Origin of the sequence: Flexithrix dorotheae DSM 6795, from assembly GCF_000379765.1 — a bacterium.
GTDB classification, from domain to species: domain Bacteria; phylum Bacteroidota; class Bacteroidia; order Cytophagales; family Flammeovirgaceae; genus Flexithrix; species Flexithrix dorotheae.
On the sequence record NZ_KB903443.1, the window covers coordinates 15,330 to 27,733 of the forward strand.

The 12,404-nt window shown below is 35.6% G+C and carries 12 protein-coding genes; 4 read left to right on the forward strand and 8 right to left on the reverse strand.

Annotated elements, in window-relative coordinates; translation table 11 throughout:
* Positions 1–164 precede the first annotated feature (164 nt).
* The 3 genes from A3EM_RS0115455 (at position 165) to A3EM_RS0115465 (ending at position 2,978) form a co-directional block, all read left to right on the forward strand.
* Positions 165–1,739, forward strand: a complete 1,575-nt coding sequence (locus A3EM_RS0115455) for a polyamine aminopropyltransferase (RefSeq protein ID WP_020529130.1) — start codon at positions 165–167, stop codon at positions 1,737–1,739.
* 100 nt (positions 1,740–1,839) lie between these two features.
* Positions 1,840–2,436, forward strand: a complete 597-nt coding sequence (locus A3EM_RS0115460; protein ID WP_020529131.1) for an RNA polymerase sigma-70 factor — start codon at positions 1,840–1,842, stop codon at positions 2,434–2,436.
* 20 nt (positions 2,437–2,456) lie between these two features.
* Complete coding sequence (locus A3EM_RS0115465) at positions 2,457–2,978, forward strand: MOSC domain-containing protein (protein ID WP_020529132.1); 522 nt, start codon at positions 2,457–2,459, stop codon at positions 2,976–2,978.
* Between the two features lie 49 nt (positions 2,979–3,027).
* On the opposite strand, the gene A3EM_RS47570 is transcribed toward A3EM_RS0115465, so the two are convergent.
* The 6 genes from A3EM_RS47570 to A3EM_RS0115495 all read right to left on the reverse strand — a co-directional run bounded on the left by A3EM_RS47570 (position 3,028) and on the right by A3EM_RS0115495 (position 8,340).
* Complete coding sequence (locus A3EM_RS47570; protein ID WP_157637913.1) at positions 3,028–3,228, reverse strand: hypothetical protein; 201 nt, start codon at positions 3,226–3,228, stop codon at positions 3,028–3,030.
* Positions 3,229–3,381: 153 nt separating this feature from the next.
* Positions 3,382–3,750 (reverse strand): hypothetical protein, encoded by a 369-nt coding sequence (locus tag A3EM_RS42560; protein ID WP_020529134.1) that lies wholly within the window; start codon positions 3,748–3,750, stop codon positions 3,382–3,384.
* Between the two features lie 49 nt (positions 3,751–3,799).
* Positions 3,800–4,570 (reverse strand): LytR/AlgR family response regulator transcription factor, encoded by a 771-nt coding sequence (locus A3EM_RS0115480; protein WP_020529135.1) that lies wholly within the window; start codon positions 4,568–4,570, stop codon positions 3,800–3,802.
* Positions 4,567–5,598 (reverse strand): sensor histidine kinase, encoded by a 1,032-nt coding sequence (locus A3EM_RS0115485; protein WP_026210323.1) that lies wholly within the window; start codon positions 5,596–5,598, stop codon positions 4,567–4,569. The genes A3EM_RS0115480 and A3EM_RS0115485 overlap by 4 nt, the downstream gene beginning before the upstream one ends.
* A 263-nt stretch (positions 5,599–5,861) precedes the next feature.
* Positions 5,862–7,631, reverse strand: a complete 1,770-nt coding sequence (locus tag A3EM_RS0115490) for a fasciclin domain-containing protein (RefSeq protein ID WP_083925245.1) — start codon at positions 7,629–7,631, stop codon at positions 5,862–5,864.
* A gap of 172 nt (positions 7,632–7,803) precedes the next feature.
* Positions 7,804–8,340: an SRPBCC family protein gene (locus tag A3EM_RS0115495; protein WP_157637914.1), complete on the reverse strand. Its 537-nt coding sequence runs from the start codon at positions 8,338–8,340 to the stop codon at positions 7,804–7,806.
* 207 nt (positions 8,341–8,547) lie between these two features.
* Between A3EM_RS0115495 and ffh the strand changes: the two genes are divergently transcribed.
* On the forward strand, positions 8,548–9,873 hold the full coding sequence (gene ffh, locus A3EM_RS0115500; RefSeq protein ID WP_020529139.1) for a signal recognition particle protein: 1,326 nt from the start codon (positions 8,548–8,550) through the stop codon (positions 9,871–9,873).
* Between the two features lie 187 nt (positions 9,874–10,060).
* Here the strand turns inward: ffh and mtaB are convergent, their stop codons facing one another.
* Positions 10,061–11,380 carry a tRNA (N(6)-L-threonylcarbamoyladenosine(37)-C(2))-methylthiotransferase MtaB gene (gene mtaB / locus A3EM_RS0115505; RefSeq protein ID WP_020529140.1) on the reverse strand — a complete coding sequence of 440 codons (1,320 nt, stop codon included), beginning with the start codon at positions 11,378–11,380 and terminating at the stop codon, positions 10,061–10,063.
* Positions 11,381–11,567: 187 nt separating this feature from the next.
* Complete coding sequence (locus tag A3EM_RS0115510; protein WP_026210324.1) at positions 11,568–12,140, reverse strand: adenylate kinase; 573 nt, start codon at positions 12,138–12,140, stop codon at positions 11,568–11,570.
* Positions 12,141–12,404: the final 264 nt, after the last annotated feature.

Sequence of the window (12,404 nt, forward strand, 5' to 3'; positions counted from 1 at the left end):
ATCTAAAAATAAAAATTTATACATAAAAAATGGCCAGATAAATTTACACCACTTTTTTACAAATCAATTTATCGGAGATTGTAATCTTTACTGTTATTTTGCCCACTAACCGAAAAAACTAATAAATTACTAAAACCAGTTCTGTTTTTCAGATTTTAAAAATTATGCTTAGTAAATCCAATATATTAAAACTAGCCTTATTTGCCACCGGACTTTCCGGAATTGTAGCCGAATATATACTTTCAACTCTAGCCACTTATTTTTTAGGAAATTCTGTTTTGCAATGGACCATGATCCTGTCTATTATGCTTTTTTCCATGGGTTTGGGAAGCAGAATCAGCAAATATTTTGAAACACATTTACTGGAAAAATTCATTCTGATAGAATTTATCCTTTCTCTATTGGTGTCCTTTTGTTCCGTTTTGGCCTATGCTGTATCCATTTATGCCAGTTTCAATGAAGACCTGTCCTATTATACTTTCGAACTTGATGGGGTGGCCATCTATTTGATGAGTATCCTGATCGGGCTATTAATCGGAATGGAAATTCCATTGGTCACCAGACTAAACGAAGATTATGAAACACTTCGGGTAAATATTTCCAATGTAATGGAGAAAGATTATTATGGAAGTTTACTTGGAGGAGTATTTTTTGCCTTTATTGGCTTGCCCTACCTTGGCCTTACCTACACTCCTTTTATTTTGGGAATAGTTAATTTTCTGGTTGCTGTAGGACTTTATTTCCGCTTACAGGATTTGGTTGATGAAAAATATAATTTCTCTATCAAACTGGGAACCATCTGTATTTTTTTTGTGATAGGTACTGGGGTTGTTTTCGCCAAAAATGTGGTAGAATATGGCGAACAGAAAAGATATAAAGATAAAGTAATTTTTCAGGACCAGTCCCCTTTTCAGAAAATTGTGGTTACGCAATGGAAGGATTATTATTGGTTATATCTCAACGGGAATCCTCAATTAAGCACTTTTGACGAATGGCTTTATCACGAGCCTTTGGTACATCCCGTAATGAAATTATCCCAAAACCCTAAAAATGTTTTAGTACTTGGTGGTGGTGATGGCTGTGCGGTAAGGGAAATATTAAAATACCAGTCTGTGGAGAGTGTCACTTTAATTGATCTGGACCCCAAGGTCACTCAATTATGCGCTACACATCCCATTTTCACTGAACTTAATAAAAACGCACTCACCCATGAAAAAGTAACCGTAAAAAATGAGGATGCATTTACCTATTTACAACAAGGAACAGATTTTTATGACGTGATGATCATAGATTTCCCTGATCCCAAAACCATAGAATTAAGCCGCTTATTTAGCAAAGAATTTTACAGAATGTGTCACCAGCACCTGAGACCGAATGGACTAATTGTAGTTCAGGCTGGCAGCCCATATTATGCCACAAAGGCCTTTAATTGTATTGAAAAAACCATTGATGAATCGGGATTTAGTGTAATTCCTATTCATAACCAGGTACTTACCCTGGGAGAGTGGGGCTGGGTAATCGGCTCCAAATCAATTCCTGAAAATGAATTAAAACCAAGACTTCACAGTCTGGATTTTCAGGATATTGAAACCCGCTGGATAAATAATGAGGCCATGCAATTGATTACCTCTTTTGGAAAAAACCTTATTCAAATTGATTCCAGCCAAATAGAAAGCAATACTATTCATAATCCGGTTTTGCCAGTATATTACAGAAATGGAAACTGGGATTTGTATTAGGTTTCACTGCTTAGTTTTAATCATGTTATCCATTATTTAATTTGCTTATTTAAGGAAAGCTGTTTATGATTGACAACTTTTTGGATAATGCGTTACATAAATGCCTGATAATAACCAGAATTTGCTAAACACCTACCTTTCTGAACTCCTGCATACGGATAAGGAAAAGTTTATGGAATTACTTTTCAAAAGTTATTACAGCCAGTTGTGTAATTTTGTTTTTCAAATGGTGAAGGAAAGAGACACTGCAGAGGATATTGTTCAGGAAGTTTTTCTTAAAGTTTGGAAAAATAAGGAAAACCTTGACCCTGAAAAATCTATTAAAGGCTATCTGTATCGCTCGGCATCAAATGCTACCCTGAATTTTCTTGAGAAACATCAAAGAAATGTGCCAATGGAAGAATCCCATCTCCAGTCCTCTGAACTCACCAAAAATGAAACTGAGGAAACGCTGGGGGTAAAGGAAATTGAAGAAAAAATATCTCAGGCCATTGATACACTCCCACCCCAGGCAAAGACTTCCTTTATCATGAGCAGATATGAGGAAATGAGTTATGCAGAAATAGCTGAAGCCTTGGGTATTTCGGTAAAAACGGTGGAAAAGCACATGGGTAGAGCGTTGTCTCAATTACGAAAATCTTTAAATGCCTACCTCAAACATCTGATTTCAATACTGATCTTTCTAGATTTGTTTTAGCAGAAATAAATACCCTGACCATGAATGATCAAAAAATATCTCCAAAAGCAGATTTTAAAACGCTTCAAAATTCAATTCCACAGGTAGGCGAAGTAACGTGGATTGGAGTAAGGCCTGGCAGCAGGCAACCAGTAAAAGAATTAGAAAAGGTAATGGTATCAGAAGAATCCGGCCTGGATGGAGATCGATTTAAAGGAGGTAAAAGAAAAAACCGTCAGGTTACTTTAATTCAGGAAGAACACCTAGAGGTAGTTGCAAAAATATTAAACATAGACCAGGTACATCCTGCTTTATTAAGACGTAATATTGTAGTAAAAGGAATTAATTTATTGTCATTAATGCACAAAAACGTACAAATAGGCAACGTGATTCTGAAAGTGACTGGAAATTGTCATCCTTGTTCGAGAATGGAAGAAAACCTGGGTGAAGGCGGATATAATGCCATGAGGGGCCATGGAGGAATAACTGCTGAGGTAATCCAGGGAGGTGAAATCCTTGTTGGAGAAAAAGTCAGTTTAAAAAGTACAAAAAAAATAGAATAAAAGGGTTATAAGCTCTTATTCTATTTTTATTTCGTCTTTTTCATAATTACTATGCTACTCTTTCTTCAATAGATACCGAATCAATGTTTACAGAACCCGATTCTAATGATAAGTTTTTATTTTTAATGCTTTGGAACAAAATCTCTTCATCTGGATGAGGCTGTGCGGTATAAGCAAAATAAATATACAACAAGGTAGAAAAGGTGAATGCGCCTACTAAAAGACATACGATGAATAATAGTGAACTCATAAGTTAATGTTTTATATGGTTAATGATATTAGTTTAGCTTTAAACAAATATCTATATTGAGTTACACTTTTTCTTTCTTCAAATAAGGCAAACATTGCTAATGTAATTTTTCTTAAAAAAAACAACTTTTTTAAAGAAAACAGTTGAATCATTTTAACGCACCTTTTTTTTCCTGCCCCCTGCTTTTCCAATGTATTTGAAGGAATCAATTAAAAGTACTGTTCCTGTAATACCTACAGCCCCTCCGGTATAGAGTAGCGCCTGACCCAAATCATCATTATCTCTCCCAAGCATTTGCCCTCCGGCAATGGTAATGGCGTAACCAAGCGTGGCGGTAATTATTCCAATTTGTAACTTGGGCTGCGCTTTTGAAAGATTCAGCTTTATTTCATCTACATCAGATTGAAGCGCAAGAATTTCATTTTTTATGGAATCGGAGTAGACTGCGGGGGTTTGGGCAAAAGAAAAGTTACTTAAAAAGGCAAATAGGATTCCCAACCCCACTATTTTGAAGTGTTTCATATAAATAAAGTTTAGTTTTAGTATGAAGATTAAATTAAGCCAAAAATATTTATTGGTCCAACCAATCTTTAAAATCACCTACTCTGTCCCGACTGACGATTAAGTCATGCTCACATGGGGTATGTAGAATTAATTTTAACCTGCTATTGTAATAGGGTTTTACATCGGAAATGGCATCAATACGCACAATAAATTTTCTGTTGATTCGGAAAAAATCAGAGGGGTTTAGTAATTGATTTTCCAATTCTTCAAGGGTATGATCAATGATATATTTTCGACCATTTTCATTGGAAATGATGTAAATAGTTTTACCATCTGCAGCTATATGACTTATATTTTCTACAGTTTTGAATTGTATCCTATTCCCAAATTTAACCAAAAATCTTTTTTTATAGCCGGTTGAGGCATCTTTTATTACTTCTTTTAATATCTGATAGTTTATGGGGGCAGGATTGTTTTTTTTCTGCCAGATCCTTTTGTACTTATCTATGGCATTTTTTAATTCCCCACTATTGATTGGTTTTAAGAGATAATCAATGCTGTTCACTTTGAAAGCATTCAGGGTAAACTGATCAAATGCAGTGGTGAATATTACCGGAGCATCCAGATTAATCTGATCAAAAATTTCGAAACTTTTTCCATCTGATAGCTGAATATCCAAAAAAAGCAAGTCTACTTCTTTCCCTTCTTTAAAAAAATTCACTGTATCTTCTACAGTATCCAATCGATCAACAATATTAATATTTTGATCACAGTCAGTAACAAGTTCAGAGAGGCGTTCACTGGCATGAAACTCATCCTCTACGATTAAAACATTCATGAGTTCGGGATTTTAATTAATGGTACCTTTACTATAAATTTTTCTCCGTCTTTTCTTACATCTACTTCTTCATCACTAATAAACCTATATCTGTCCCGAATGTTTTTTAATCCTACTGAGGTGGAAGCTTCTTTTACATTTTTTAATTGAAGGTTGTTTTCAATAATAATCACATCTTCTCCATTTGACTTAAAATTGATGGTCAAGGGTTGTTTTTTAGAAATTATATTGTGTTTTATGGCATTCTCTGTGAGTAACTGCAAAGTAGCCGGGGGAAGAAAATATTCTTTAAACTTTTCTTCTATATCACTTTTTATTAGAAGGTTATCTTTAAATCTGATTTTTAAAAGGAAAATATAAGAATTGATAAACTCTAATTCGTCCTTCAATTTTACCACCTTCTGGCTTTGGTAATACAATAAATATCTGTAAACTTTTGACAGCTCCTGAATAAAATCTGTGGCAAGTTGGGGTTCTTTCGTAACCAAATTCGATAACACGTTCAGGCTGTTGAAAAGGAAATGCGGATTTACCTGATTTCTGAGAGCCTGAAACTGCGCCTCTACATTTTCTTTTTGAAGTTTTTCTGTCCTGAGTTTTGCATCTGAAAGCTCATTCATAAAATAGACAATGGCATTCACGCAATTCAAAAACAAATTAACCCTAAATGAAAAACCAAGAGATAATTTAAAATTGATGAGTAAATTGGAAATAGGCTGTCCTAAAAGTATTAGAATTAACCCAACGGAGAGAAATGAAATTAAGGTAACATTCAATAAACTAAAAATAAATATCCGGATTAATGGATGAATTTTTTGAATAAGGGGAACAGATAATAATTTCAGGTTTTGCGCAATCAGTCTGTTTCCCTCCCAGATTAGCGTAACATTGATGAGGATAATGGCAAACAAATATGCCCAGTTTAGGTCAAAAACAAAAAGTCTGTCTCCTTCAATCAATAATATATTAAAGAAGGAATATAAACTTAAAAGAAGAATATAAAGATATCGTCCTTTCGTTTTATACATAATTATTTTTTTAGAAGTTAATCTCCCTATTTATCAAAACGCTAGAATTGAATGCTCAATCTTAGATAGCTTTAATGACATTGAGTTCAGCACTAACTCAATACCTACTCCATGAAGTTAAATAATTCTAAAATTAAAGGTAGTTTAAATAAAGAACTCATGCTTAAAAAACATGAGCTCTCCCAAAATTTCAATCATTTATAACCCATATCTGAAATTTTCACAGATATTTTTTAAAAGTCTTAGTTCACAGAACTGGATCCTTAGTTGGGTAATATTACTTTATCAATGATGTGGATAACTCCGTTCGTTCCCTGAATATCTGTGGCGGTAATAGTTGCATCAGGACTGTCGGTATTTCCATCAGTAATGGTTACATTTCCATTTACATTAATAGTAAATTTAGCATCGGCTAATTTTGTTTCTGCCTCCAATCCATTGGTTATTTGTGAGGAGAAAACTTTTCCATCTAACACGTGATAGAGTAAGATATCGGTAACCTGCTCATCAGTTAAAGTGGAAGGATCGATTCCCAAATCTTCGAAAGCCTGATTTGTAGGAGCAAATACTGTAAAGGCATCTTCTGTTGATGACAGTGCTTCCTGAAGTCCTACTCTTGTAATCAGGCTTACCAGGGTGGTGAATTCAGGATCGGAACCTACTGCAATTTCCACTACATTTTGAGAAGGAGGAAGTAATACCCCGTTTATTACATGAACCACACCGTTTGATGTTTCCAGGTCAAGTAAGTCTGCATTTAATCCGATCATATTATCATTGGCATCAATCAGGTCAAGATTACCAGCATCGAATTTAATCGCTGCTCCATTTAGTGTGGTATAAAATGAGCCGTCTACCAAATCAGTTGAAAGAGCTGGAGCATCCAATCCAAGTACATGGTAAGTTAATATAGGAGTAAGTGCCTCTACCGGAACATCATCCAAACTACTAAACCCTAAAGCTTGTAATGCTGCAGCAAATGCATCATTAGTAGGCGCGAACACTGTAAGATTCTCAGCATTGTCAAGCGTTTCTACCAGTCCTGCTTTAGTGAGCGCTGCTACCAGAGAAGAGAAGTTCTCATTATACACTGCTACATCTACTACAGTTTGCTTGGGTAGTAATACATCATCAATGATATGAATTACACCATTCGTTGCAAAAACATTTGCATTTGCAGGGCTTACTTCTTCAGTCCCATTCACCACAATTCCGTTACTCAAATCAACACTTAAAGGTCGTCTTGTATTCAATGTAGGATAATCCTGAGAAACGAGATCGGAAGAAAATGCTCTGCCAGGAACTACGTGAAATTTCAAAATGTCTGCAATTTCAGCATCTGATTTGGTGGCAAGTGCATCACTGATTTTTTCAAATGCTTCATTTGTTGGTGCAAATACTGTGAATGGTCCGTCTCCACTTAAGGCATCAACTAAATCATATTGTTGCAATAGCGAAACGAGAGTACTGAAATTTGAATTTCCAGCAGCGATTTCAGTTATTGACTGACTTGCCGGCTCAAGCACTGCATCAATAACATGGATTACACCATTTTCAGTAATTACATCGGCCTGAGTTACTGTTGAAATACCATTAATTGTTACTCCATTGTTTACATTAACATAAGCAGGACCACTCAATGTTGTCACTTCTCCATTAGATAAATCAGTCGACCTGACATTTCCGCTCACTACGTGATACTGAAGAATTTTCTTCAGATCGGGACTATTCAAAAGCTCATCTGCAGTAATACCTTTGGCAGTTAAGTAAGCTTCGAAAGCAGCATTGGTTGGAGCGAAAACAGTGAAAGGTCCATCACCAGATAAAGTACTTACCAAACCTGCCTGATCCACAGCCGCCAGTAATGTGGTAAATCGGTCATCTTCGGCAACCACTGTGGTAATTAAAGTTTTGGGAGGCTCTTCCATGGGATCATCATCGTCATCACAAGCGATTATTACGAGAGCCAAAATGATAAATGGGATAAAATGCTTGAAAGTGTTAAGCATGTTAAATAGATTTTGCTTCTTCATGATTATAATTTTTTCAGATTAAGATTTTGAAATTTGATAACCTAACCTGTCTGAAGAAGCAATCAGGGAGTAAAAATGGAGTCATTTACCTTATTTACTACCTGAATTGTATAATTGGAGGAGTGAATTGCAATTAAAGTGTTTAACGAAAAATACAAATCATTAAACAAAATTAGTTCTCACAAACTGATTTTAAAGCCAATAATCGTGATAAATAAACCTCTTCCATGTTTCCCTCAAAATCAAACAGCTTTGCATTTAATCTGGAAGAAAAATCTAAACCAAAATCACCAGTCTCAGTAAGCACCAACTTTATCTGGTCATTTTCCTGGATAAATTCAAAAGTTAATTCGGATTCCTGCCCACCTTTTATATTGAGAATTTTTGCTTTAATAAGCTCATAGGGCTCAGACTCAACAATTTCAATTCTAACAGTATTATATTCATCAGTCCATTCAATAATTGCCCCTACTCCGTCTTCTGGTCCTTGTAAATACACTTCAGGGCGCTCCTCAGGTTTTTGATCCTCAAATGCCCATTTCCCCCAGTTTTTCATATAATCCACCTGATTAAACACATTTTTCTGAGTGGCACTAATTAAAACCTGTTGCTGAATTTTATAAGGAGAAGGAAGAAAAAAAAACACAATTCCTCCCATTATGAGTAGGGCAACAACAATTCCTATTGAAAATGATAAAAAGAATTTCACGGATAAAAATGAATTTTAGAATTGATAAATGGTCTGCAAAACTAAAGGACGGAGGTTTCCTGAAAAACTGTTCAGTTATTTTTCTTTTTGAAATTAGGATATGCCATATGCCGAATACATCTCGCCAAAACTCAAATTGTTTTTGTTACTATTAAGTAATAATTTTGCTGCTTATATTTTTAATTGCTTCAAAACAACATTAAAAGCATGTTCGAAAGTTTAAACACCAGGTTGGATTCAGCCTTAAAAACCTTAAAAGGCCAGGGAAGGATTTCAGAAATAAATGTAGCAAACACAGTTAAGGAAATCAGGAAAGCATTGCTTGAAGCTGATGTTAACTACAATGTTGCCAAGCAAATTACCAATGAAATCAAAGAGGAGGCTATGGGAAGAAAGGTATTGACTGCCGTTTCCCCAGGTCAGCTTTTTGTGAAAGTGGTAAATGATAAGCTTGCCGAACTAATGGGAGGACAGGCTGCTGCATTTAATCCTAAGGGGAATCCAGGTGTGGTGCTTATTTCGGGTTTGCAGGGTTCTGGTAAAACCACATTTACAGCCAAACTGGCTAATATGCTTAAAAAACAAGGTAACCAGGTTTTGATGGCTGCCTGTGATATATACAGACCTGCTGCGATTGACCAGTTGAAATCTCTGGGAGAGCAAATTGATGTAGAAGTTTATGCAGAGCCAGAGAATAAAAATGCCGTAGAAATAGCCAATAATGCAATAAAATCGGCAAAAGCTTCAGGTAAAAGTATTGTGATTGTGGATACCGCTGGTCGTTTGGCTGTGGATGAAGCAATGATGAAAGAGATTACTGAGGTGAAAAAAGCAATTAATCCTCAGGAAACGCTCTTTGTAGTGGATTCTATGACTGGTCAGGATGCTGTGAATACCGCCAAAACTTTTAATGAAAGGCTAAACTTTGATGGAGTTGTGCTAACCAAACTTGATGGTGATACCAGGGGTGGTGCAGCTTTATCCATTAGAACAGTAGTAGAGAAACCTATTAAATTTATCAGTACTGGAGAAAAACCAGATACTATCGATGTTTTTCACCCGGACAGGATGGCCCAAAGAATTTTGGGTATGGGTGATGTGGTTTCTTTGGTAGAAAAAGCCCAACAGGTATTTGATGAAGAGGAAGCCAAAAGGTTAAATAAAAAATTAAGAAAAAATCAGTTCGATCTTAATGATCTACTTTCCCAAATTCAGCAAATTCAGAAAATGGGAAATATCAAAAGTTTGATGGAAATGATTCCCGGGATGGGGAAAATGATAAAAGGCGCGGATATAGATGATGATGCTTTCAAACCCATAGAGGCTATAATTTTCTCTATGACTCCCCAGGAAAGAGAAAAACCAGAAATTATCAACTCTACCAGAAAAAAGAGAATTGCCAATGGTAGCGGGACTTCAGTTCAGCAAGTAAATGGTTTATTAAAACAATTTAATGAAATGAAGAAAGCCATGAAAAAAATGAACATGATGGGCATGGGCAAAAAAGGAAAAATGAGGGGCATGTTTGGTTGATACCCATTCATTTCAGTTGCACAAAAAAACTCCTGCTTTATTTTAGAAAAGCAGGAGTTTTTTTTATTTCCTCAAAAGCCTTTATTCTTAAATGAAAAGCCAATTAAGTGGATTAGGCTTTCGATACTTTTCCATTCGATGAAAAGTGTCCTAAAATTTCTTTTGAGCAAAAGGTCAATTTTTAAACTTAATGACTTTCATAAACCGGCTCTACTTCTTCTACTTCCACTAATCCAGATTCATTAACTTTCACCAAATTCACTTCTTTGGTTTCATTAATCAGCATAGGATCATATTTGGCAGTGACTCTTACATAATTTTCGGTAAAACCATGCATCATTCCATTTTCCACATCATTTTCAAACAGCACTGTTGATTTTCTACCAATATTTTCTTCGTAGAAAGCTCTTTTCTTTTTGTGGGAAAGTCCTCTAAGCATTTTAGACCGCTGATTTCTAACTTTCATAGGCACCACTCCCTCCAACTCAATGGCCTCTGTATTTGGTCTTTCCGAATAGGTAAAAACATGGAGATAAGAAATATCCAGTTCATTCAGGAAATTATAAGTTTCCAGAAAATCCTCATCAGTTTCTCCGGGAAAGCCAATAATCACGTCCACTCCAATACAACAGTGGGGCATCACTTCTTTTATTTTTGCCACTCTGTTGACATATAAATCCCGCTCATATCGCCTCCTCATCAACTTTAGTAATTTATCGGAACCCGACTGTAGGGGAATATGGAAATGAGGAACAAATCGATCGGAAACTGAAACGTATTCAATGATTTCGTTGGTAAGCAAATTTGGCTCAATGGAGGAAATTCGAATCCTGTCAATGCCTTCTACCTGATCGAGTTCTTTTACCAAATCAAAAAATTTCAATTGCCTTCTTCCATCAATTATTCCATAATCACCCAGATTAACTCCGGTCAATACTACTTCTTTCACTTCTGTGGCCGCAATTTCCCTGGCATTTTTAATCACATTTTCCATGGTATCACTTCGGCTTTTCCCTCTGGCCAGCGGAATAGTACAAAAAGTACAATTGTAGTTGCATCCATCCTGCACTTTCAGGAATGTTCTTGTGCGATCGTTAATAGAATAGCCACTCACAAAAGTATTTGCCTCTGATATTTCTGAAGCCAGTACTTTTACCTCCCGTTCTTTCACAAATCCATCCAACAATTCAATTAACCTAAATTTTTCAGCAGCCCCTAATACAGCATCTACACCCTGGATTTCAGAAATTTCTTTCGGTTTTAACTGGGCATAGCATCCTATAATAGTCACATAACTATTAGGGGAAATCGCTTTGGCTTCTCTCACAATCTTTTTACACTTCTTATCCGCATTTTCAGTAACCGAGCAGGTATTGATAATGAAAATATCAGGTGTATCAGAAAAATCCACTTTCTGGTATCCCTTTTCCTGAAACATACGGGAAATGGTGGAGGTTTCACTGTAATTTAACTTACAACCCAATGTGTAAAAAGCTACCTTTTTCATAATAATGACTACTTAGTTTTTTCTGAAAAACCTCTAAGAACAATTTCAATTAATCAGAAAAAACTTATCAATTTATTTGTGGACTGATTTCAGGCTGCAAAAGTACGAAATTTTGACAAACAAATAACCCCATGCTGGTGCATGGGGTTTTTATCCTCTCAAAATGAGTTGGTATTAACCTACAAAATTAAAGCGCATCAATAGCTTTTGTAAGTTTGTTAAAGATATCTTCGATATCACCAATACCATTTACTGATTTAAATTTATCCTGCGATTTGTAGTAATTGGCAACTACCGCAGTTTTTGATTCATATTCATGAATCCTGGTTTTAATCTTATCTACATTCTGATCATCTGGTCTGCCAGAAGTCTCTCCTCTTTTCAATAATCTTCCTGTAAGTTCTTCTTCACTCACTTCAAGGGCAATCATTCCGGAAATCGCAGTACTATTTTCCTCCATTAATTTATCCAGTGCTTCAGCCTGAGCCACAGTTCTTGGAAATCCATCAAAAATAAATCCGTTAGCATCAGGGTTTACCTTCAATTTGTGGTCAATCATCCCAATTACAACTTCATCAGGCACCAATTTTCCTTCATCCATTAATTTCTTTGCTGTTAATCCTAATTCGGTTCCATCAGCAATTTCGGATCGCAATAAGTCACCTGTTGACAAGTGAATTAATTGATATTTTTCCTTGATTTTGGCACTTTGTGTTCCCTTTCCAGCCCCCGGAGGTCCGAATAAAACAATGTTTAGCATTTTCAATAATTTTAATTTAAAATAACCCTCTCCTGTCCAAAAACCCACTTAAGATATCAAAGATAGAAGATTGCCTTTCAAATTCAAACCTTGATCATAATCCATTCATTCACCAGTATTTTTTTACTTGAGAATAATCCTGATTGAAAATTATGGCACAATAGTTTAGTAAAGCATTAAAAATAACCAATTCCATTTAACTTGTCATTTTTTCCAATTTGTAGTTGTAAAAAGCCTCACTTAGCTTAGGCTATGCTCCGTTTT